Origin of the sequence: Mucilaginibacter rubeus (genome assembly GCF_003286415.2) — a bacterium.
Lineage (GTDB): Bacteria > Bacteroidota > Bacteroidia > Sphingobacteriales > Sphingobacteriaceae > Mucilaginibacter > Mucilaginibacter rubeus_A.
In genome coordinates this window covers 1,088,534-1,110,949 of sequence record NZ_CP043450.1, presented here as the reverse complement: position 1 = coordinate 1,110,949, position 22,416 = coordinate 1,088,534, and the positions used below count along the sequence as shown (strand labels likewise).

At 39.7% G+C, this 22,416-nt stretch carries 27 protein-coding genes; 10 read left to right on the top strand and 17 right to left on the bottom strand.

Features of this window, described 5'->3' with window-relative positions; all coding sequences use genetic code 11:
- Positions 1 to 159: 159 nt before the first annotated feature.
- Positions 160 to 381 (bottom strand): YdeI/OmpD-associated family protein, encoded by a 222-nt coding sequence (locus DEO27_RS04555; RefSeq protein ID WP_190295323.1) that lies wholly within the window; start codon positions 379 to 381, stop codon positions 160 to 162.
- A gap of 393 nt (positions 382 to 774) precedes the next feature.
- Entirely contained in the window at positions 775 to 1,596 is an 822-nt protein-coding gene (locus DEO27_RS04550; protein ID WP_112576009.1) for an alpha/beta fold hydrolase, read from the bottom strand.
- Positions 1,597 to 1,817: 221 nt separating this feature from the next.
- Here DEO27_RS04550 and DEO27_RS04545 point away from each other — a divergent pair, with 221 nt between their 5' ends.
- From DEO27_RS04545 to DEO27_RS04535, 3 genes are all read left to right on the top strand, one after another.
- A complete protein-coding gene (locus tag DEO27_RS04545) occupies positions 1,818 to 2,639 on the top strand; it encodes an N-acetylmuramoyl-L-alanine amidase (protein WP_112576057.1) in 822 nt (273 codons plus the stop codon).
- A 3-nt stretch (positions 2,640 to 2,642) separates the two neighbouring features.
- Positions 2,643 to 3,182, top strand: a complete 540-nt coding sequence (locus tag DEO27_RS04540; protein WP_112576008.1) for a DUF4269 domain-containing protein — start codon at positions 2,643 to 2,645, stop codon at positions 3,180 to 3,182.
- Between the two features lie 223 nt (positions 3,183 to 3,405).
- Positions 3,406 to 4,056, top strand: coding sequence for an autotransporter outer membrane beta-barrel domain-containing protein (locus DEO27_RS04535; RefSeq protein WP_146750159.1), 651 nt, complete (start codon positions 3,406 to 3,408; stop codon positions 4,054 to 4,056).
- 40 nt (positions 4,057 to 4,096) lie between these two features.
- Here the strand turns inward: DEO27_RS04535 and DEO27_RS04530 are convergent, their stop codons facing one another.
- The 9 genes from DEO27_RS04530 to DEO27_RS04490 all read right to left on the bottom strand — a co-directional run bounded on the left by DEO27_RS04530 (position 4,097) and on the right by DEO27_RS04490 (position 8,807).
- Positions 4,097 to 4,495, bottom strand: coding sequence for a GNAT family N-acetyltransferase (locus DEO27_RS04530; protein WP_112576006.1), 399 nt, complete (start codon positions 4,493 to 4,495; stop codon positions 4,097 to 4,099).
- 141 nt (positions 4,496 to 4,636) lie between these two features.
- Positions 4,637 to 5,008, bottom strand: coding sequence for a DMT family protein (locus DEO27_RS04525; RefSeq protein ID WP_112576005.1), 372 nt, complete (start codon positions 5,006 to 5,008; stop codon positions 4,637 to 4,639).
- Between the two features lie 94 nt (positions 5,009 to 5,102).
- The gene (locus DEO27_RS04520; protein WP_190295322.1) at positions 5,103 to 5,798 is read right to left on the bottom strand and encodes an outer membrane beta-barrel protein; all 696 of its coding nucleotides are present in this window, start codon (positions 5,796 to 5,798) and stop codon (positions 5,103 to 5,105) included.
- 228 nt (positions 5,799 to 6,026) lie between these two features.
- Complete coding sequence (locus tag DEO27_RS04515) at positions 6,027 to 6,242, bottom strand: hypothetical protein (protein ID WP_112576003.1); 216 nt, start codon at positions 6,240 to 6,242, stop codon at positions 6,027 to 6,029.
- 127 nt (positions 6,243 to 6,369) lie between these two features.
- Complete coding sequence (locus DEO27_RS04510; RefSeq protein ID WP_112576002.1) at positions 6,370 to 6,585, bottom strand: hypothetical protein; 216 nt, start codon at positions 6,583 to 6,585, stop codon at positions 6,370 to 6,372.
- 107 nt (positions 6,586 to 6,692) lie between these two features.
- A complete protein-coding gene (locus DEO27_RS04505; RefSeq protein ID WP_112576001.1) occupies positions 6,693 to 6,974 on the bottom strand; it encodes a YciI family protein in 282 nt (93 codons plus the stop codon).
- A gap of 39 nt (positions 6,975 to 7,013) precedes the next feature.
- Positions 7,014 to 7,400, bottom strand: coding sequence for a VOC family protein (locus tag DEO27_RS04500; protein ID WP_223818161.1), 387 nt, complete (start codon positions 7,398 to 7,400; stop codon positions 7,014 to 7,016).
- A 5-nt stretch (positions 7,401 to 7,405) separates the two neighbouring features.
- Complete coding sequence (locus tag DEO27_RS04495) at positions 7,406 to 7,996, bottom strand: TetR/AcrR family transcriptional regulator (RefSeq protein WP_112576000.1); 591 nt, start codon at positions 7,994 to 7,996, stop codon at positions 7,406 to 7,408.
- A 91-nt stretch (positions 7,997 to 8,087) separates the two neighbouring features.
- Positions 8,088 to 8,807: a hypothetical protein gene (locus DEO27_RS04490; RefSeq protein WP_112575999.1), complete on the bottom strand. Its 720-nt coding sequence runs from the start codon at positions 8,805 to 8,807 to the stop codon at positions 8,088 to 8,090.
- A 283-nt stretch (positions 8,808 to 9,090) separates the two neighbouring features.
- On the opposite strand from DEO27_RS04490, the gene DEO27_RS04485 reads away from it, so the two are divergent.
- Both DEO27_RS04485 and DEO27_RS04480 read left to right on the top strand, forming a co-directional pair.
- A complete protein-coding gene (locus DEO27_RS04485; protein WP_146750158.1) occupies positions 9,091 to 9,312 on the top strand; it encodes a hypothetical protein in 222 nt (73 codons plus the stop codon).
- A 205-nt stretch (positions 9,313 to 9,517) separates the two neighbouring features.
- On the top strand, positions 9,518 to 11,752 hold the full coding sequence (locus DEO27_RS04480; protein ID WP_112575997.1) for a tetratricopeptide repeat protein: 2,235 nt from the start codon (positions 9,518 to 9,520) through the stop codon (positions 11,750 to 11,752).
- 109 nt (positions 11,753 to 11,861) lie between these two features.
- Here DEO27_RS04480 and DEO27_RS04475 read toward each other — a convergent pair whose 3' ends face one another.
- The gene (locus DEO27_RS04475; protein ID WP_112575996.1) at positions 11,862 to 12,224 is read right to left on the bottom strand and encodes a helix-turn-helix transcriptional regulator; all 363 of its coding nucleotides are present in this window, start codon (positions 12,222 to 12,224) and stop codon (positions 11,862 to 11,864) included.
- 374 nt (positions 12,225 to 12,598) lie between these two features.
- Here DEO27_RS04475 and DEO27_RS04470 point away from each other — a divergent pair, with 374 nt between their 5' ends.
- Together DEO27_RS04470 and DEO27_RS04465 are read left to right on the top strand one after the other, a co-directional pair.
- Complete coding sequence (locus tag DEO27_RS04470; protein WP_112575995.1) at positions 12,599 to 12,940, top strand: hypothetical protein; 342 nt, start codon at positions 12,599 to 12,601, stop codon at positions 12,938 to 12,940.
- A gap of 129 nt (positions 12,941 to 13,069) precedes the next feature.
- Positions 13,070 to 13,948, top strand: coding sequence for an alpha/beta fold hydrolase (locus tag DEO27_RS04465; RefSeq protein ID WP_112575257.1), 879 nt, complete (start codon positions 13,070 to 13,072; stop codon positions 13,946 to 13,948).
- Between the two features lie 80 nt (positions 13,949 to 14,028).
- Here the strand turns inward: DEO27_RS04465 and DEO27_RS04460 are convergent, their stop codons facing one another.
- Together DEO27_RS04460 and DEO27_RS04455 are read right to left on the bottom strand one after the other, a co-directional pair.
- The gene (locus tag DEO27_RS04460; protein ID WP_112575255.1) at positions 14,029 to 14,445 is read right to left on the bottom strand and encodes a hypothetical protein; all 417 of its coding nucleotides are present in this window, start codon (positions 14,443 to 14,445) and stop codon (positions 14,029 to 14,031) included.
- Between the two features lie 46 nt (positions 14,446 to 14,491).
- Positions 14,492 to 14,683 carry a hypothetical protein gene (locus DEO27_RS04455; protein WP_112575253.1) on the bottom strand — a complete coding sequence of 64 codons (192 nt, stop codon included), beginning with the start codon at positions 14,681 to 14,683 and terminating at the stop codon, positions 14,492 to 14,494.
- Positions 14,684 to 14,887: 204 nt separating this feature from the next.
- Here DEO27_RS04455 and DEO27_RS04450 point away from each other — a divergent pair, with 204 nt between their 5' ends.
- The 3 genes from DEO27_RS04450 (at position 14,888) to DEO27_RS04440 (ending at position 17,145) form a co-directional block, all read left to right on the top strand.
- Positions 14,888 to 15,589 carry a helix-turn-helix transcriptional regulator gene (locus tag DEO27_RS04450; RefSeq protein ID WP_112575251.1) on the top strand — a complete coding sequence of 234 codons (702 nt, stop codon included), beginning with the start codon at positions 14,888 to 14,890 and terminating at the stop codon, positions 15,587 to 15,589.
- A 474-nt stretch (positions 15,590 to 16,063) separates the two neighbouring features.
- Positions 16,064 to 16,573, top strand: coding sequence for a GNAT family N-acetyltransferase (locus tag DEO27_RS04445; protein WP_112575249.1), 510 nt, complete (start codon positions 16,064 to 16,066; stop codon positions 16,571 to 16,573).
- Positions 16,574 to 16,794: 221 nt separating this feature from the next.
- A complete protein-coding gene (locus tag DEO27_RS04440) occupies positions 16,795 to 17,145 on the top strand; it encodes a hypothetical protein (RefSeq protein WP_112575247.1) in 351 nt (116 codons plus the stop codon).
- Positions 17,146 to 17,156: 11 nt separating this feature from the next.
- Here the strand turns inward: DEO27_RS04440 and DEO27_RS04435 are convergent, their stop codons facing one another.
- From DEO27_RS04435 to DEO27_RS04425, 3 genes are all read right to left on the bottom strand, one after another.
- A complete protein-coding gene (locus DEO27_RS04435) occupies positions 17,157 to 20,924 on the bottom strand; it encodes a gliding motility-associated C-terminal domain-containing protein (protein WP_112575245.1) in 3,768 nt (1,255 codons plus the stop codon).
- A gap of 280 nt (positions 20,925 to 21,204) precedes the next feature.
- On the bottom strand, positions 21,205 to 21,495 hold the full coding sequence (locus tag DEO27_RS04430) for an RNA recognition motif domain-containing protein (RefSeq protein WP_112575243.1): 291 nt from the start codon (positions 21,493 to 21,495) through the stop codon (positions 21,205 to 21,207).
- 146 nt (positions 21,496 to 21,641) lie between these two features.
- Positions 21,642 to 22,238 carry a hypothetical protein gene (locus DEO27_RS04425; RefSeq protein ID WP_112575241.1) on the bottom strand — a complete coding sequence of 199 codons (597 nt, stop codon included), beginning with the start codon at positions 22,236 to 22,238 and terminating at the stop codon, positions 21,642 to 21,644.
- Positions 22,239 to 22,416: the final 178 nt, after the last annotated feature.

The following is a 22,416-nucleotide window of genomic DNA, read 5'->3' as shown; positions in this document are numbered from 1 at the left end:
CTTTTTTGTTTTTGATTTATGGCTCAAAAGTATACAAATGATCGGGACTTCAAACAAAAAAGATGTTTAAACATCTTTTTATTAAAATCGGATGACAATATACTACCAATTTAGTAGAACATGCAAGTGTAATCAGCAATTTTTGAGGAGTTTTTGCCTTTAAGTTTTTAAGGTCTTTTGTTTATTACGAAGCATAATCATGGCCTTATCAGCCCTTACTTTTCGGGTAGCTTCCTGCTTGGCCGAACCTACCCAGTCGCAATATCCTTGTTTGTATGATTTAGCCAGGCTCTCAAAAAACTCGTTGGCTTCGGCATCGCTGTCAAGCAATACCTGTAATTCGGCAGGGGTACCTTCAATATGTTCGCCGGCTTTGAGCATGATTTTTTGTATCGGTTGATTTACGGCTAAAGATAACATTTACTGGGGCAATATATCGGGCTGAAGCACCATAATTACGGCAAGTAAAATTATTAACAGAAAAGAGATGGCTAAAAGCGTGTCAACAAGCAACCTTTGTTTTTTTGATTCCATATTACTATTAATTAAAAACAGTAAAAGCCGCAGGTTAGCTTATAATTGAATATGGTGAAAACGACGCTCCTTCTTTATTATTATAAGGCATTTAGATAAAAAAACATATGTAACTTAAATTTTATAAAACCTAAAACAAATACGGTTGTTATTTAGCTATAATTGAGATTTTACCAAAAATTAAAGTAATTATGCACGATAGCCCGGCGTAAAAGTCGGGCTATCTTTTTTGAGGTTACCTTAATGGCGATGAAATGGCTGCTCAAAAAACTCATCTACCTTTTTATTAAACTCATCAGCATGTTCAACCAGGGTGCCATGGCCCGAATTTGGCAGGATCCACAAATAAGAATTAGTGATATTTTCAGCTATTTGAACAGTGTGCGTTGTTACGATGAGATCATGATCGCCTGCAATAATGAGCGAAGGACATTTAATAGCCTTCAGGGCCGACAACTTGATATTGGGTTCCTTATAGTCAAGCATAAAGATCTTCCTGTCGTTTTTTTCCTTAGCGGTTGTGAAATGGTAGTCCTTTTTAGCGGCATATTCCCTCTCCATATCTTTCCATAACGAAGGGATAAGCGCTGTAGAATCGGGCCAGAGATTAGCACCTGTAGAAGCCAGCTTTATTACCTTTTCAGGATGCCTCATAGCCAACACCAATGCATTAATCCCGCCATCGCTCCATCCAATCACGTAGGCAGAATCAATATGCATTACATCAAGCAGCGCGGCAAAATCATCGGCCATCATTTCAAAGGTAAGCGAGTCGCGCGGGTCGGTTGATTTGCCATGCGCCCTGCTATCGACAGCTATAACCTTGTATTTTTTAGCAAAATAGGGTATGTTTTTTTCAAAAGCGTTGATACTGCCGCCATTGCCATGTATCATCAACAAAGGTTTGCCTTTGCCATAAACCTCCGTATAAAGTTTTATCCCCCTAACGTCGTAGTATTTACCGGCAGCAGCATTATCGCCATAAACAATGCCTTTTTGCTGGCTGCAGGCCATAAACGCCTGGCATACCAATACTACTAACAACAGCTTTTTTAATACCATGATCGGCCCGATTTAAGTTCATTAAATATACAGCTATAATGCACAGTTCTGCCTTCGGTTGCAGCGTACTTTAATTATTTTTTAGATAATGCTGTAAATCAAACATGTATTATATTTGTGCACTTTAACAAAAGTACTTTTTAAACCATACGGTCAAAACAATATCATACCTGTAACTATTATAGAATGAAATGTTTATAAACCGTATACATACATTGTTCATGCCTGCAGCCTTTCCTAAGCAACTTACAATAACAGCCCCGCTTTTTTTCCTGATTTCCCTGTTTGCAACGGGTAATTGTTTTGGCCAGCAAAGTGCCGCTACATCGGCCAATCATTTTAAGTTTAAAACGGTAATTATCGATGCCGGACACGGAGGTAAAGATCCGGGGTCGCACGGCGCTTACTCAAAGGAGAAAAACGTTTCCTTAAGTATCGCCAAAAAGCTGAGAGATGCTATAAACGATGAAATGAGCGGTATTAAAGTGGTCATGACCCGCAGTACCGATGTTTTCATTGAACTACATAAACGTACTGATATAGCTAACGATAATAACGGCAACCTGTTTATTTCTATCCATTGCAACTCTTCGCCTCAGCGTAAAGGATCATCAAGGGGGACGCTCTTACTTGTTTACGGTTTTCACCGTAGCCAGGAACAGCGTGAGGCTTTGCGCGAAAATGCTTCGATTTTTATTGAAAAGGACTATAAGGAAAAATACAATGGCTATGGCGATAATGCAGCGGTGAACACCATAGTGCTAAACGCCTTTCAACAAAAATATCGTAAACAGAGTATCCAATTTGGCGATTTAGTAGATAACCAATTCCGCAAAGCCAATGGCAGGCATAGTTTGGGTGTAAAAGAACAGGGGGTTTTAGTACTGGCCCAAAGCGGCATGCCGGCAGTACTGGTTGAAACCGGCTTTATCAATAACCCAGCCGACGAAGAATACCTGAACTCGGCCAGCGGGCAAAATGAAATTGTACGGTCGATACTGACCGCCTTAAAGCAGTACCGCAATAATCTGGAAGGAAACTGATGCTTGACAAATACAGTAACCAATAAATTTGATAGCATCACCTATTTGGCCGGTGGAAGCGTACGCCAGCAGGAAGCTTACCGATTGCTTACAAACTACCGCTTTATAGAGTTACTCTCCGGGTTCTCTCCCCTATTAGCCGGTACAATTCCCCTTAACATTGATATTGAAAGCAGCGATCTTGACATTATTTGCTATTATAAAAGTAAAGATGATTTCAGGACATGTTTAATACAACACTTTTCGACATTTACGGGTTTTAGTTTGCAGGAACTGCTGATAAACCAGGAACAAGCCATATTGGCTTCATTTACAGCAGATGGCTGGCCAATTGAAATATTCGGGCAAAACATCCCGGTAAAACAACAAATGGCTTATCGGCATGTGATAATAGAATATCAACTACTTCAGCAAAAAGGGGAATTATTCAGGAAACACGTAGTGGATCTGAAAAACCAAGGCTATAAAACCGAGCCTGCATTTGCAAAGGCGCTTGGTCTAATTGGCGATCCCTATCTTAGTCTTCTTGATCTTGAAATGTAACCAATCATTACGCTCCCTTATGATATTTATTATCAATAATGTAATATTTATTTAAGGCATCAAAGCAACATAACGGGTTAAAACGGACTTTTAAAGCTTATATTATTCACCTAAAACCAAATAAAAATTTATTTTATAAATATTGTATAAAGGCATTTTTTGGCAAAATATCTTTTGTGTTTCGCCGTTTCAGGGACTCAATAAAACCCAAACACAAACACAAATGAAAAAAATCCTTATCGTAATCCCGGTACTCCTGCTGGTATTTCAAATTTCAAAAGCTCAAACCGAAAAAGGCTCACAAACCCTTGGTACCGATTTGCTGTTTCTGCATCAGAAGTCATCGCAAAACTATGTTGTGCCAGGTGGTGGCCCGTACAATTCCGATTTTAAAGTCACCAACTTTAACTTTGGCCCCACCTACAGCTATTTTATAGCAGATAAGCTTGACATAGGTTTAAGTGCCAATTATGGTTATACCAAACAGGACAATAACAACAGCAGTTACTCAAGCAATCAAACATCGCATCAATATGGGGCAAGCCTCTTTATGCGCAAGTATTTTATGTTTGGCGATAAATTAGGCTTGCGCGCAGGCCCGTACCTGGGATATAGCCGTAGTGACTTTAAATCGATAGACGCCGGCAATGTCACCAAAAATAAAACCGATAATTATTCAGTTGGAGCAAACATGGCCCTTGTTTATTATCCGGTAAAAAAACTTGGCGTATCGGCTATGTTAGCAAACGTTTCCTATCAGCATAGTAAGCTAAAAGATGATACAGGCCAGATTGGCAGCGGCGACAATGTTTTTTTTAATTTAATAAATGACGGCCTGTCGCTGTCAGTATTTTACACCTTTGGAGGAAAATAAGCGCTAAACTTCAGGGCAGGATTCATCATCCTGCCCCATTTTATTTTGTGCGGTGGATGATAAAACCGTTATGAACGGTTTCCATACCTACCTTAGGATAATACTCCATAGCTGTGGTAGCCGAAAGCAGCAAAAGCATAGTTTCATCCCCGATGGCTTCCTTGGTTAGTTCGATCAATTTTTTCCCGATACCTTCTTTTTGATAGTCTTTAGTAACCGCCAAATCTGATAAATAGCAACTGTAGCAAAAATCAGTTAACGCGCGTGACACACCCACCAGTTTATCGCCATCCCATGCGCTTACTACCAGATTTGAATTTTGGTACATCCTGGCAATTCGTTCTGCATCGTGGGTTGGGCGTTTCAGTCCGGCGGTATCATAAAGTTCTATCACTTGTTGGGCTGTTGGTATTGTTCCTGTTTTGTAAGTTATTTCCATATTGTAGTTTATTTGTTTACCTGCTTATACATCAAATGTAAGCAGCATCTGCACTACACCAATACGCCAGAATTAAGAAAGCAGGTAGTCCAGCCGAAATGAAATGGAAATAACTTAATAGGAATAATTAGTACAGCCCGATCACCATTTTTTGAAAATGACAAACACAGCCAGCACAATAAGTCCGAAGCCAACCAGATGGTTCCAGCCCAATTTTTCGTTTTTGAAAAGCACGGTCGTAAATATCATAAATACGGTATGCGTAATAGCCTCCTGAATAGTTTTCAGCTCAACCAGAGTAAAAGGGCCGCCGTTTTCCTTAAAGCCACCCTCGTTGGCCGGCACCTGGAACAGGTATTCAAAAAAAGCCAGCCCCCAGCTTATCAGTATAATGGCTATCAAACTCAGGTTTTTACCCCAGTCGTACTCCTTAAACTTAAGGTGTCCGTACCAGGCAAATGTCATAAAGGTGTTGGATATAAACAGGAACGAAACTGTGCGCAAGCCTTTCATTAATACAAAATGTTATGGTGCATAATATCAATAAATTGAGATACATAACACACCAGCCTCTGCTTTGTTACACAATTTGCTTAAAACTTGTTTATTAAAACTTGAAGACCAGCTGGGCACCAAGTGAAAGCGAGTTCCAGTTTGTTGAGCCGGACGCATCGCCCAAAGTTAGTTTCTGAGAAAAGAAGTTATACTTAGATTCAATATTGATACCCAAGTTAGGCGTTAAAGGAAATGCTATCCCAACCTTAGGAGCATAATATAATGATTGCGACCATTTATCGTAAACAAAAGGATCGATGCCATCAATTTCATAGGCTACCGCAAAATCGGTAAAATACAGCCCTAAATTGGCGCCACCATAAACCCTGAAATTGTCAGCTATATCAATATTATAAGCAGCTCCTGCATAAATAGAGATTACAGGCATATCGGCATAATAGGTATTAGCAGTTACCCCGCTTGCCTCATCTGTTTCAGAAATAAAATAGTCGTGCGGCCTAAAATTAGTGTATCCACCGTTTAAGCTCACCGTAAGCGGGCCCAAAAACCTGTAAATACTGGCGTTAAAATTAATGGCAGACTTAAAAGTAGAATTAAAACTACCTGTTGGGATCTCTGCTCCGGTACCTACTGCTACGCCCCAGCCATCGCTAAAGTTAACAGCACCACTCCCGCCACCGCCATAAGTTAAAGCCCGGGTAGATCGATGCTGTGCAATGACATCACCAAAGCAAAAAAACAAAACAACTATTAATGATAGCTTAAAAAAGAAAACAGGATTTTTCATGAGCAGCAGGGAAAACCTTTGGGGAGATTTCGGATAATGGTGTTTAGGGGTCATTTACCCGTAAAAATAAGAAAATTAAGTTAATCGGAAACACTAAATTAATTTCATAACAATACTAAACCACAAAAAAGCCCGGCTTTGTAAACCGGGCAATGGCACATTAAGGGGTACTAAACTATATGTAGGTTTATAATGATCTGTTTATATCAGCTTAAAGCCGGTAAATTGTTATTGCAACTGTGAATCAGTTGTATCTCTGAGTTTCCGCAGGTATGCTATGCCCAATGTACAGGCTATTATAAAAACCAGTAAAGAGCACTCAATGTAAATATGAAAAGGTGAAATGTTTTTAAAAGAGCCAACAATAAAAGTGGCGATATCAGGCAGCAACAAGCCAAATAATGGAAAGCCTGCAAACAACCTTAAAATTGCTAATTTTTCCATAAGAGAGATAGGTGTCAGTTAATACGTCTAATTTACAACTTTTACGAATAATAAAAAATAAATATTTCCTTTTGGTAAATATTTATTTTCGACATGATTAATTTTATTTTTCCCGATCCTGAATAGATCAGAGTTTATAGTACTCTTCTATTGAGCGGCCAATTTCCTGCAAAGGAATTAAATGATCCCCAAAACGGTGCTCAATGATCTCCCAATAGCCTTTTGTTAACCTGGTTATGGTGTAAAAAGCGGAGTAGTTTAACACACTAAAGGTAGTGTGATTAGCAACTGAGGGAATAATTTTATAAGTTCGCGTATTAACTTTTAGTTCAAAAGGTTCCATAGGCATTAGTTACACAAAACTATTGCGCAATATACAAGTTATGCAAGCCGGATACACCCCGTATTTTCACCCATTTTGCACTACGTATTTATACCTATTTAAAAGGGTTAAAAAGGCATTGCTTTTACCAGTTCAAGTACATTTTGTTTAATTGCCGGATCATTTTCGATGATATGCAGAAGCTCGTCATCATTTGATACTGAAACAATTACAAAATTTTTATCCTGGTTCCAGAAGTTACCACTTATAACCACTTTCCCATTGCTTTTAAGCTCTTCATAATAACCTACCCTGTCGGTTAAACATTGTTGGTGATTTGCGGCGTTGGTGATTTCTTCAAAAAACAGCATCACATGATGCGGATCTTTATAGGCTGATGCATGTATCATAAAATTGCTTTTCTTATTGCAGATATTTAATTACTAAATCTATGAAGCTAAACAGGTAACCTCCGTTAGGATATTACCCGGAGCGTTAAAATAAAACCCGTAGCCTCCACGTAAAGAAGCCGGAGCCTGCGTCACATTAATCCCACCTGCAATCAGGCGATCATAAACCTCGGTCACCTGTTCATGACTATCAACCAAAAAACCGATATGAAAGGCATCGGGATAACTGTTGTTACCATTACGGTTAAAGCTATCGGCCATAAGTACCAGGATAAACCCGTCCTTACTTTCTAATATAGCCAGCATATTATTACCTTTTATACCGGTGCATTTAAATTGAAAATATTGCTCAAAAAACAAAGAACTTGCCTGCACATCCGTTACCGGCAAATTGATGTGATTAAGCTTTATATTGCTTACAGGCATAATTATCAGGGCTTTAATGCTTTTAATACGAGGCCAAGTGTTTGTTCCATCAGTTTATCATCAAGCGTAAAACTGCTGTTAACATAGCTATTACCCTGGTTATGAAATTTGATGAGCTGATAAAGCGGCGCATAAGCAATTGCCCAGTAAACCTCAAAAGGCAATGGCACCAATTGTTGCTTTTCTTCGGCATTACGCATAAATACACCTAAAATTTGCCCGAAGCTAACTGTAAGCATGGCGGTTACCTTCTCATAAAAATGAGTGTAACGCATAATTTCAATGAATTCCATATCCAACGGGCATTCCATAAAATATTCAAGCCGATTATGCCACTGCACCTTTAATCCCTCGGCAAAATCCATATCGGGCGAAAAATTCCTGAGACTAAAAGCCATCATTTTTTCCGCTACACTAACACAAAGGCTGCTGATTAGCTCTTCCTTATCTTTATGATAAATATAAATGGTTGCCGGTGATACACCTGCAGCCTTTGCAAGCTTGTTGATGCCGAAGCCGTCAAGTCCTTCGGCAACTATCATTTCAATAGCTTTCTGACGTATCTGCTGCTCCTTATGTTCGTCGCGTGGTCTCATTTCAATACAAATATAAGTGAGCGTTCGCTTATTTAAAAACAAAATGTTCAAATAGTCATCAAACGGTTACGTTTGCCCGGAAGCAGATTATTTAAGCGATAAGTTTAAAGTAAGATATAGCTAAAACCAACAGCAGCAACCACACGATATTGATTAAACTTTTTTTAGGCTTACTCATCCCGTCCTTGTTTTTGAGTACCTTGAAAAAGGCCACAGTATACAGTACCACCGAAAACCCGGCACAAATACTAACTACAATCTTGTTATCTATAAGGTATACACCTAAAAGCGGTAGTAAAATAGCAATTGAAACCCAACGGCCATATTTTTCTTTAAATGTAGGCCGGGTATTAACAGTTATCGGCTTTATTCCCTCTAACACTAACGCCAATGCTTCCCTATCATCTATCAGTTTAGAGATAATTATGGTATTGGCCGGATCATTAGTTTTACCCTTGATTGTAAAAGCGCCGTTGGTACTTTTTATAATAGCAGTTATATCAGAAAGCAGGATAGATCTTGGCAACAAATTCTTTTGCTCACGGGTAATCGTCAATTCGTCGATGGTAATAACATAACTATCATATGCTGCTTTTAACTTTTTTAATATCCGGAAAACAAGAAATCCGTAAAGTAATATTAAAAAAACCAGCAAACCAACCCACATGGCGTCTGCTCCGTTACGCGGCTCATAAGTATAATAACCGAAAGCTATTATAACAATAACTATTGCAGTTATTGCCCAAATTACCGTGTTTTTCTTTGACGCCTCATATCCGGCCTGGCCAATCTTAAATTTCTGAGCTTCCATCGCTATTTGCAATAAGGTTTTTGTGCACCTAAATTACTTAAATCCGGCAATTTAAATGTGTGTTTGAAATAAAAGCCATCCCCGTTAAAACAATAAGCAGCATCGCCTGTTCCTATTCTGATTAACTAATAATTACCACGCAATGGATACCATTTTTACAAAACGACGATAAAGCCGGCTTAAACAAGTCATTTCGAGTTTCGAAACAATAATTAATTATTTTTAGTTAAATTATAAAGAAATAATCCTTACCTTAGCATTGTCATACTAAATGTTAATAATTATGGAAAAATTAATAATATTAAGAATGTTCTTTTGCTTCCCGCTTGTGGGTTTGTTACTTCCGGATGCCGGCATTTTATTATCAAATTTCCCGGGCAAAATTCCGGTAGTTCATGTGGTGATTGAAGTAACATTACTACTTTGCATCTCACTTTGCACCGCGGCTATAGCATACGGAAAAAAACGCAATCAGGCTCCAGCTAACGAAGCTTCTTTTTCCTGAACAGTCTATACAAAAAATAAAAGTATTTATGTTGGGCTTACAAAGCCTACTTTAAAATTGGGGTCTCTATGCCCCAATTTTACTTTAATACCCCACAACACTACCCTTATTTCTTATTGGTTATACCGTATTTCATGCTGGTATAAGTTTTGCCATGTTCAATAATAGTTTTTTTATTGATATTTGGTAAACCGCTATCGCGTTCATGAAAAAAATTCTATTTCTACTTTTTCTCCCACTATGCTCACTTGCTCAAACGGCAGTCACATATATCCAGGAGGGAAACTCAAAAGCCAACGTCAAAGATTATAAAGGAGCCATCCAGGATTTTACACGCGCCATAGAGCTAAACAACCAAAACGCCGATGTTTTTTATTACAGGGGGAATGCCTACGGCAATATTCAAGATTACAAAGCGGCTATCAATGACTATACCCAGGCCCTTATCCTAAAACCCGAACTAACCAACGCTTATCTTTACAAGGCTAATGCTGAAGCCTCTATACAGGATTACCAGGCAGCAATTGCCGATTTTGACAAGGTTATAGCACGGGGGCCGAAAACAGCGGATATGTTCCATTACAGGGGCAACGCCAAAAGTAATATGGGCGATAATGTAGGCGCTATTGCTGATTTTACAACCGCGCTTCAATTTACGCCTAACGATGCCAAACTGTACAAATACAGGGGACTTGCCAAAAACAATAACAACGATTTTACCGGTGCTATTGCAGATTATAGCCTGGCCATAAAACTTAGCCCCAACAGTGCCGAGGTATACCAGTACAGGGCAGGCAGCAAAGCCAACATAAACGACTATAACGGCGCTATTGCCGATTATACGAAAACGCTCGCACTTAACCCCAATAATGCCGAAGCTTATTTTTACCGGGCAAATACCAGGGCAAAATTAAACGACAACAAAGGCGCTATTGAAGATTATAAGAAAGCCGCGGCCATAAACCCCAACCTCAAAAATCTTTTGCTTTATATGGCCAATGCGCAAAGCAATACGGGTGATACCAATATCGCGCTTGATTATTTTAATAAAGCCATAGCGCAGTCTCCTCAAAATGCAAACCTGTATATGTCCCGCGGAGTTATCAGGAGCGGCAAAAAAGACCATCAGGGAGCCTTAGATGATTTTAATAAAGCTATTGAGCTCGACCCAAAAAACGGCGAAGCCTATCAAAGCCGCTCGTTTGCAAAACTGGAATTAGGGGACAATGAAGGCGCAAAAGATGATGCCCAATCAGCAATTGACTTAAACCCTAATAGCATTAGTGCCTACATAAGTTTGAGCAAAGCTAAAATGGCAATGAAGGATACCGTAGGAGTTATCGCCGATTTAACTAAAGCAATAAGCCTTAATACTAAAAGCGATGAGGCTTACCTTGCCCGTGGCGATGCATACCGAGATTTAGGTGTCCCGGTAGCAGCTATTAATGATTACACGAGAGCAATTGCTGTAAACCCGGTTTATACTTATGCCTTTTTAAACCGTGCTATTGAAAAAACTAAACTAAGTGATTATGCCGGAGCGGTGAAGGATCTTGAAAAGTTGATCAGCATTGCGCCTCAGCAGCAAAATGCCTACGCGCGGTTGGGCAAAATCAATAATTTTTATAAGTATACCGATAACGGCGTTCAGCTGTTTACTGCGGCAATAGCCCTCAACCCTGCAAACGTTGATTTCTATCTTTACCGTGGTGAGGCAAAAGCGGCCACTGGTGACACCAAAGGGGCTATGGCCGATTATAACGCAGGCGTACTCAAAGCCCCTAAAAATATTACCTTGCTATTAAAACGAGCCTTAGCCAAAGCCGATGCCGAAGACAATAATGGCGCGATTGCCGACCTGAGCAATGCTCTCAAAATCGATTCTTTGTCCGACTCTACCGCATTGGTATGGCAGGCAAGGGGTTTTGTAAAAGCCAAACTCAAAAATTATAAGGCCGCCCTTGCTGATCTTGACCGTGCCGTTTCAATTTACTCCAACGATGAAACTTTCTTAATCAGGGGCGATGTTAAAATGGCCATTAAAGATTATGCCGGCGCGGCAGATGATTTTCATAACGCGGCCTACATGAACGATACCAGCATAAAAGCGTATTCCCGAGGTGCAATTGCTAAAAGTTACCTTGGCGATGCCCAGGGCGTGAAAGATGATTTTACCGCCGCGTTTAAAATAGCGCCAAACAATTCGGATTTATATATTGACAGGGCAATTGCCAAAATAAATTTAAAAGACCCCAACGGGGCTGTTTTGGATTGCAACACTGCTATAAGCCTCGATCCGAAAAACAGCAGGGCTTATTTACAAAGAGGCCTTGCCAAATTAGCGCTCAGCGATAAAACAGAGGGCTGCGCCGATATGAACAAAGCGTTAAGCATGGGCTCGAAGGAAGCACCGGATTTAATATCAAAATATTGCAAATAAGTATAACTTTTTATTTACAATATTCGTAAAATAAGTAACTATTAACTGATCTATAAATAACAACCAAGCCCCGAAAGGGGCTTTTACATTTAAACGGATTTTAATGCGGTTATACCGCTTTCTTATCCTCTATATGCAATTGCTCGCGCAGTTCCTTTAATTCCATTTCGTAAGCACGCATACGGGCCTGCAAAATATCAACCTCGGTACGCATCATCTGTATTTCGGTAATCAATTTAGCTGATTCGGGCTTATTGATCATTTTTTCGCCGGTGCCGAGGATCAACCATTCGGGCGAATATTTAAGTTGAAAACAAAGCTTCCGGATTAGATAATAGCTGATATCCTGCTTTTTATTGATCACCTTACTAATAAAACCCTGGTCAACACCAATAGCTCCGGCAAGCCCCAGCTGGCCGCCGTGCTCTTTCACAACAACCTTCAACCGTTTTATAATCGCTTCGTCAGACATAAGTGACTGCAATAATAATCATTTTGTTTATCCATGCAATATATAATTACTTTATTGACAAGTATCAGAAATAAAAAAGGTCAAATGCCCCAACAGCAAATGACCTTAAAGTAAAACTAACCAACAAAAACTATATATGACAATAAAAATAAGCTTAGGTTAAAGCAGCGAGCAGTTATAACGTCCTGATATTAAAGGTTCATTATACATTTTAATACGAAGCCCATAAAATAAAGTTGCGTAATATTTAAAACTTTTTCGAATATTTTTTTGCCTAAAAATTACGTTACGCATAAATTTTAAAATATGCTTAAAAAGCCGAACTTTACGTTTACAATCTCTTAACAAAAGGGACACTTAAAATTGAAATTATTATGAAACCGGGCGATAAGGTAATTTGTATAAATGACAAAATAGACCCTGAAAAGATGGCCGAAATACGTCAGGACTTCGAGATATGGATCACCAAAGATAAGGAATACACCATACGCGAAATACTTGATAACAATGGCATAGTAACCGGCTTACTATTGGAAGAGGTACACAACTTCCCAAAATTCTTCAAACTCATAAACCGTTTCCAGGAACCGGCTTTTGCACAATGGCGTTTCAGGAAATTAAATTATGCTACTCAGCAGGCACAAGAAGAAGTTAACGAAGAACTTGTACTTGTTGAGCCAAATGAAAAAGAACAGCAGCAGGTAAAAGCAAAGTAACAGTACTACCTGCGCCCGGCGTTGCCCTTGGCGCAATACCTGCATTGTTAAAATAAGTTAAACATTTGGCGTAACCCGTTCATAAACGGATATTTATATAGTGAAACCGCCGTATATAAATATCCGTTTATGAAAAAGCTACCTGCGCTGTTTTCATTATTAGCATCAATTGGTTTGTGGTATGCCTGTGTTCAGCATCCTCAAAACAAAAAAATGACTCTTCGATCTGATTTAAAAGTCAGCAATCATGGTGTTAACATCGCTTATACAGATACCGGCAAAGGTGATACTACGTTACTTTTTGTGCATGGTTGGTGCATTAACAAAAGCTATTTCAACAACCAGGTAAAACACTTCAGCAAAAAATACAGGGTAGTTACTATGGATCTGGGAGGCTACGGCCAATCGGGTAAAAACCGCAACTCGTGGACAACAAATGATTTTGCCGGTGATGTAACCGCTGTAATAAATACGCTTAAATTAAAAAACGTAATTCTCGTTGGCCATTCCATGGCCGGTGAAATTATTGTACAGACCAAGCTCGATGCTCCACATCAAGTTATAGGCCTGGTTGGTATTGATAACTTTAAAGGCTTTGACGGAAAGCCCGAAAGCGCGAAAGCAAAAGCTGATTATGCAAAAGCAATAGCCGAGTTGAAAATGCATTTTAAGGCGGTTACTACAGCATATTTTAATCAGGACCTTTTTTATAAAACAACAGACACAGCCATCAGGAAACGGGTACTCAAAGATGTGGCTAACGCCGATAGTGCCATAGCCATAGCGAGTATGGAAGATAATGGCTTTAATACCGTGGCCAAGCTTAAGGCCATCAAAACAAAACTCCACCTCATTAACAGCGACTATACCCCTAATGATACCATCGGTTTCATCAAGGCAGGTATCCCCTATCAGTTGCTACAGATACATGCCACCGGGCACTTCCCTATGGTTGAAAAACCAACTGAATTTAACAGGCTTCTACAACAGGCAATCAATCAGATTTAACACCACAAACAGCATTTAAAGCTAATTTCACCACGTTATAATTATGAATAAAATTCCAAATAGCATAATTAAAATTTAATTTAATAAGCATAATCACTTGCGGTGCCTGCTTCTACAAGCTGGGTAAGCAGCGCTTTCAAAATAGCCTCGCGGGTCCATTGTTGTTCTTGTATTGATGCATCATCTCTATACCATTGCACAGGTGCATTAATTTCTATTCGGGTTTTATAAGCAAAGTTTTTAGTTGGATGCAATCTGGTACCTTCATAGCTATTCAGGTTTTCGGTTTTAATTATACGGGCCATATCTCGTACACGGATATCCACCTGCAGGCATTCATCAATCGAATTTTTGAAATCTTGTTTATCCTCCAGCCATAAAGTAAGTACTTCATCTGTCAGGTCATGATCGGCTATGGTGATCCGGCTATAGTCATAATCAACCGAAATAATAAGCCACCAAAGCTGGCTTCTAAGTTTTTGAGAAATTTTTATCATGGTAATTAGTATATTATTTTAATTCAATAAGGTTTATGGCGTGTTATTACCGCGTAAATGAAGGCAGCCATCCGGGCATATATTTTTGAATAGCGGCAATTTCGTCCCGGTACTTTTCGCATGCCATCCTGTACCCTTCTATGCGTTGCAATACCTCCTGCTCATTTGCTACGTCGGTTCTATATTCATTGATACTGATTTGCGCCGGTTGCCTGAACGCGGAAAATACTATATACATGATGCTGTTATTATTGATTATTATCTATATTTTTCTTGATTTTAAATTACAGAACATCATAGTTCAACAAAAGAATACTCTTGATAAACAAAGTTCCATATTTTGATTTGTGAATAATTTGACTTACATTAGCAATTATCAACGAAACAAATATACAGAATAATCTTTATTAAAATCAAGAATAATCTTTAATTATTTTTAATCATGGAAGACGGATCAAAACCCAACAAAATAAAGATTGTACGTCCAGAAACATTGGAGTTCATCATCCTTTACAATCAGCTTAAAGGAAAGGCATTTAACGGCAATGCGCAGTTAGCCGAAACCCTGGGCTTTAACTCTCCAAGCTCAATCACAGAGATAATAAAGAGCAGACAAAACATAGATCCAGAAAAGCTCCGTATTTTTAAAGAAAAATACAAAGAATACATATCTGGAGAAAAAAACCAGAATTATTCTGAATCAAAACCTGTATCCAAACACAGCGAAGGCATACCGATGTATGAAATTTCTGCTACCGCTTCCGGCGTGGAAGTATATAATGATATTAATGATTCCCAGCCCGTTGGCCACATGAATTTCCCGGGCATTGAGGATTGTGATTTCGCGCTTCCGGTTTGGGGGCACAGCATGTACCCATATCTTGAAAACGGATGCTGGGTGGCGCTAAAAATAATTCACGATAAAAAGATCCTGCCAGGAGAGGTATATTATATTGAATGGGGAGACTATCGTATGTACAAACGCCTGCTTGCCGGCGACAGTCCCGACGAAGTAATTGCCCATTCAGATAACACAACCGAAATGGTTGGCAACCGGTTAAAATACGCACCGTTCATTATAAAAGTTGCCGATATTAAAAAACTTTGTCTTGTTAAAGACATCCACAAAAAGCACAACCACTAATACTCATAACAGCTGCATTTTGTTATTACAGCAATAAAATGCAGCTGTCATTATTCCGCCATTAATATTAAAAACATCATATAACTAACAACATTCTTACGCATATACGGTTAATGTAGTACACATTAATTTATCTACACCCTGCTTATTATTCCGCAGCACTTTTAAACCTTTGAAGATGCCGCGAATCAAAATTATAGTATTAAGCAAGGCTAAATTTTTAAGCGATGCAAAGTGAGATGTTAAAACTTATAGTTAATGAACTCAGTGTTGGCAACTGGGTACAAAACTTTGCATTTTATACCCTGCTCCTGCTATTATTCTGTACAGTTATCCGACAAATACAATCCCCTTCAAAAGTTGGACTTAGAAAGCGTCGCGCTTTGAGGTAGTGGATAATAATTTATTGCAAAAAGCAAATTTTCCATTCTCAAACTTCTATATTTTTGCGATGTTCTTTTTCCGACAGATAGAATGATCATCAGACTGGCTACATTCAACGATATACCACAGATTTTAACACTTGTTTCGAACGTAATACCGACAATGAAAGCTGCCGGTAACTTTCAATGGAATGATGACTATCCCAACAAAGAGGTATTTACTAAAGATATTGACCTAAATCAGCTTTGGGTAGCCGAGATTGATAGAGCTGTCGCGGGCGTAGCCGCCATAACCACCGATCAGGATGCCGAATATGCCCAGGCCGGGCTTGACATCACCGAAACCGCCATCGTTACACATCGACTTGCTGTAAACATCAATTACCAGGGTCGCGGTGTTGCGGCAGCGCTTTTAATACAAGCCGAACAAGAAGCCATCAGACGTGGAATTAATACATTACGAATTGACACCAATATCGCCAATCAGGCAACTCAAAAACTATTCCCCAAATTAGGCTACGTTTTGGCGGGAGAAATCAGCTTAGATTTAAGACCCGGGCTAAGATTTTTGTGTTATGAAAAACGGATAAACCACAATTAACGATAAAGAAAGTATTTGCACGAAATTTCCCATTTTAACCATTTTTGAATTTCACACTTTTACACAAAACATACAGTCATTTCTCAATAGTTATTCACAAATGAGCAATTTTTCAACAATTGCCTTTTAGTTTATTTTTTATTCAACTATATTTAGTTCAATTATAAGCCACCGGCCCTAAGTCCGGAATCATAAACCTGTAACAATAAAGAGAGAAGAAGATGGATCCTATAATGATGCTGGTAATTGCCGCTATTATTGCTGCTATAATTTTAGTAGAATTTAACAAACAACAAAAAGCAAAAGTGACCGATAACAGTCATATCACTTTTGATGTTCAACAAGCATACCTGCTTAAAGCTGCCGAATATAAAATAGAAGTTATTGAAGACCATCAAAAGCATAGTACAGCCACAAACAACACTGATGTTCAACACCTTGAAGAAGAACTAACCCAATTGACCAAAGCATTTGAAAAAGGCGACATTCAATTAAAAGAATTTAACCTTAAGCTGGATACTTTACTCAACAATCTCGATCCGGATAAAGTGTCGCTGGCGCAGGCGTCATAATTCCTTTACTATTATTTCAAGAGCACAACATACCCTGATAAAGGTTTGCTACCGTCCTTAAGATCAACCACGTAATAATAGGTGCCGGAAGGCAATACATACCCATTAAAAGAGCCATTCCAATCTTTACTGTAACCTACCGAACGGAATATCCCGGCACCGTACCTATTAAACACGTTCACTGTGCAGTTTGGGTATGCAGCAAGTCCTGCTATGCGCCAGGTATCATTAACACCATCGCCATTTGGAGTAAAAGCACTTGGAACAAGCATTTGTTCAAGTACATTAACCTTAATACTGGCCGATGCCTGACAACCTCCTGCAGATGTAACTATTAATGTATATGAAGTAGTTACAGTTGGCGACGCGTTTGGAGAGGAAACGGTTGAATTATTTAACCCAACCGAAGGCGACCAGCTATAATTAATAATTCCATTAGATAGCACTGGCGATAAGGTAATACTTTCACCTTTTTTAATATTAACATTCCCGTTAAACGCAACTGTAGGCAGCTCCTTAGTTTGAATAAAAAACTCATTACTGGTGCCGGGTATGGCGCATTGTCCAGAGCTACTTATTGTACAAGTTAACACATCGCCGTTTTTCAGGATGTTACTTTTAAAGCTATCGCTGTTTTCGCCAACATTAACGTGATTCAATTGCCATTGATAATTAGGATTAATGCCCGGATTAGGTGACGTTGCTATAAAAGTTTGAACAGTCCCCTCACAAGCAGGGTAAAACGATGAGGGGTTAATAGTTACAATTGGTGTTAGTGGTGAATTATATGAAGGCGATATCGGCGAAGAAGCTGCACTCAATGGACCACAATCACTTGTATTGATCAGCGTAACAGTCACTTTATCACCCGCAGTAATTGTAGCAGGCGCAGGAAATGTCTTATTGTTATTATGCTGATCGATATTGTTGATCTCCCAACGATAAGCAGAGTTAGCAATCTCGGTTCCATGGGTATTTGCCACAAACATTACCGACTGCCCCGGGCATGCTAAACCCTGTTGCTCTACCGTTACTACAGGAGGCACTACCGGTATATACGCAGGCGATATTGAGACTGAAGTTGCACTCAATGGACCACAATCACTTGTATTGGTCAACGTAACAGTCACTTTATCAGCAGCCGTTATAGTAACAGGTGCCGGAAATGTCTTATTGTTATTATGCTGATCGATATTGTTGATCTCCCAACGATAAGCAGAGTTAGCAATCTCGGTTCCATGGGTATTTGCCACAAACATTACCGACTGCCCCGGGCATGCTAAACCCTGTTGTTCTACCGTTACTACCGGGGGCACTACCGGCGTTGTATACTCAGGCGATATCGGCGAAGAAGTTGCACTCAGGGGACCACAATCACTTGTATTAGTTAGTGTAACAGTCACTTTATCAGCAGCAGTTATAGTAGCAGGCGCAGGAAATGTTTTATTGCCATTATGCTGATCAATATTGTTGACCTCCCAACGGTAAACAGAATTAACGCTCTCAGTACCATGTGTATTTGCCACAAATATTACCGATTGCCCCGGGCAGGCCAAATCCGGTTGTTCTACCGTTACTACCGGGAACACTACAGGTATATACGCAGGCGATATTGGGGCTGAAGTTGTACTCAATGGACCGCAATCACTTATATTGGTCAGCGTAACAGTCACTTTATCACCCGCAGTAATTGTAACAGGCGCCGGGAATGTTTTGCTGTTATTATGCTGATCAATATTGTTGATCTCCCAACGGTAAACAGAGTTAGCAGTCTCAGTACCATGGGTATTTGCCACAAACATTACTGATTGCCCCGGACACGCTAAACCCTGTTGTTCTGCAGATACTACCGGCGTTACTAACGGTATATACATGGGTGATGCCGGGGCAGAAGTAACGGATGGCGAAGTTGTACAATCGACGGTATTAGTCATAGTTACCGTTATAACATCAGTACTGCTAACGTCAGAGCTTATAAAATTTACACTGTTGGCACCCTGAGGACTCCCGTTTACATACCACTGATAATTCAGATTATTTGCCGGGTTGGGTGTCAACGCAACAAGTATCACCTGCTCGCCTGGGCAGCCCAAAATTTGTTGATTAATACTCACCTCCAATATCATAATCTGGTTTACCACTCCGCTTACAGGCACCAGAACATCAGTTACCCCTGTTGATTTTAACAACACAGTACCGGTTAGGTTTCCGGCAGGCGCTGTTGCTGCAGAACGAACATACACGGCAATTCCGTCACCGTCTGGCGGCAGCTCCAAATCAACAAGTGGTATGGTGACGGTGCTACTATAACCGCCAACCGGCGTTAACGACACTTCAAAATTGGCAGGAGCTACAACAACTGCATCGTTGGTGAGGTTAGTTCCCGCCACCATGAATGTTTGATAATTTGCAGATGCTGCTCCAACACAGGCCGCAATAGTCCCACTGGCACTGCTACTATTGAGAACCGGCTTTGCCACTTCATCAACCTCTATACTCAATATGAACTTACTGCTGCCAGCTGCATTATATGCGGTAACAGTATAATTAGTAGCTGGCCATAAAACTGTAGGTGTGCCAGTAATAATGCCGGTTTTAGGATCAAAGACAAGACCGGCAGGCAACGCTTTATCAATAGTGTAGCCGGTTGCTATAACACGTTTTATAGCATTTTTACCATACTCAGCCACGTATAAATTACCATCCGGCCCAATTGTTATACCGCTCGGGCTACTAAAATGAACATTGGCACCAACCCCGCTTTCCGCTCCTACCGGGCCGCCCCCTGCTATAGTTTTAACCTCCCCATCCGGCGAAATCCTCCGTACAGTACCTACGCCACCGTCCGTAACATATAAATTATCAGATGGATCAACCGTTATCCCTACAGGAAACTGAAAGTTGGCAGCGGCTCCGTTTCCATCACCCGTACCAAAGGAACCGCTACCCGCTATTGTTGTAACCTGCCCGTTAGGGGTAATTTTGCGAATCACAAACCCAGCCTGATCTGCTACGTATATGTTCCCGTCTTTATTAACTGCAAGTCCGGCCGGTTTGTTAAACTTGGCACCAGGCCCCAGTCCATCTAATGTACCTGCCGCCGGCTGCCCGGCAAGCGTATATACATACCCCGATGGAGAAATTTTGCGAATTGCGTTATTCACATCCGACACATAAAGATTATCGTCCTTATCAATTGCAATACCATTAGGATTGATAATATTTGCCACATTACCCGGACCATCGGCGGTACCGCTTTGGTTAATACCGGCAAAAACTGTAATTATCCCTGAAGGGGTAATTTTTAATATGTTGTGGTTGCTGTAATTGGCTACGAATAAATTGCCGTTTTTATCCTTAACTACGCCGCGGGGATTATTAAGCTTTGGTATGTTAAAGGGAGGGCCGGGCAACGCATCAGTAGCAATTGACGAAACTTGTCCGGAAGTGCTTATCATACGGATCCCGCCGCCGCTTTCAGCTATATACGTATTTCCGTCGGCATCCATACTTATACCATATGGCAATTTAAACTGTGCAGTAGCTGCATCGCCATTTACATTGCCAAACTGACCTGTGCCCGCTACAATCTTAGTTTCACCATAAATAGTGGCAGGCACAGCGCCACCGATATTTGAAGGACTTAAGGGCGTTATTTCAGCACCAAGAATATAAACATTTGGAGTGGTATAGGTAATATCAGGCGCCTGGCCAAAAGCTGAAAAAGCTACAAGCCAAAGCGCAATTGCCGCTATTGCCGGTTTCAGGAAAGTACACACTGCTATTATTTAAAATTGTAAGTAAGCAGGCGAATCCTGGAATATGGAAGATAATAAGAGCAGATATAATTGGCCATTAAATTGCAGGTAAGGTTGTAGTAATCTGTTTTGTCTCATCAGTCTACCAATTACTTATAGACATACTAAAATAAGTTTTTTCCGGCAACCCAATTAATGTAATATGATTTTAATTATTCAATTTCAACATTATGTTTAAAAACAAAAAAGCCGGCAATGCCGGCTAATATTTTGAAAAAGAAGAATAATGTTTTATTTGGTATTAATTACGCCTGAAGCCACCTTTTTGGCCACCACCGTTAAAGCCAGGACCTTTATCTTCGGCTATGTTAACCGTGATCCTGCGGCCATAATAACTTGCTCCATTCATGCAACGTATCGCTTCTTTCGCTTCATCCTCGTTAACCATCTCCACAAAACCAAAACCCTTACTCTCTTTTGTTTCGCGATCTTTAATGATCCGGAGCGATTTAACAGGCCCGAAATCACCAAAAACAGCTGTTAATTCGGCCTCATCTACTTCTAAAGGAAGACCTGCAATAAATACTTTCATCAATGTTTTTAAAATTTGCGTAAAGGTACAAAAAAAGAGCCGTATTACCGCCCTTTAAAGCACTAATGACAATTTGGTAATGGCTTTTTTACCTTAATATTACTGAAGAAAAGTTTTTCAAATCAGCCCAAAACCAGAAGGGTATTTTATTTAAGCTGCAACTCAAAGCTGCCCTCCACCCGGTAAAACGGAGAGTCGGACTTATCATCTTTAGCCAAAAAGGTAAAGAAGGTACCTTTAGCAATTATATTTTCGTGATTATACTGATCCATATCTATCTTACCAAAATCCTGCTGACCCGCATACCTGGTGAGCGTATATTGCAATAAAGGCTTTTTGTCATCAACTTTAAACAGAAACTGGCTTCCGGCTACATCATTACTGGTTTTCACCGAGGCCAACCCTAATGAGCTAATGCCAAAACTCATGTTATGCGCCTTGTTGATTGCCGTGATGCCGAAATATTTGTCATCGCCGTTATGCACATTGATAAATGCGATTGAATCCTGGCTGGCATCAAAAGTATAGGTTGAATCTTCGATGGTAACTTTTAAGGTACCCTTTCCTGCAAGGAAATTACCCGGGATATTGATAATGTTTACTGATGATACGCTGTCTTTACTTGTAGCTGTTTTAACCGCGTTAATATCCTTTACCTCCTCATCTTTCTGGCAGGAAGTTAAGGCCACCGAAATGGACAAACTTAGTAAAACAAACCATTTAGTAAAACTGGTACGGATCATAGGCTTATTGGCGAATAAACATAGCAATAAATAATTACAAATTTCATTAATTGTAGTTAAACAAATTAATTTTTTAACTTTTTTTAACCTTTGTATGATATACGTCAATATTCATGCAAAAGTTGCTATTTTATTGTACCACAACACACTTTTAATAAAAATGCAAAAAACAAATAAA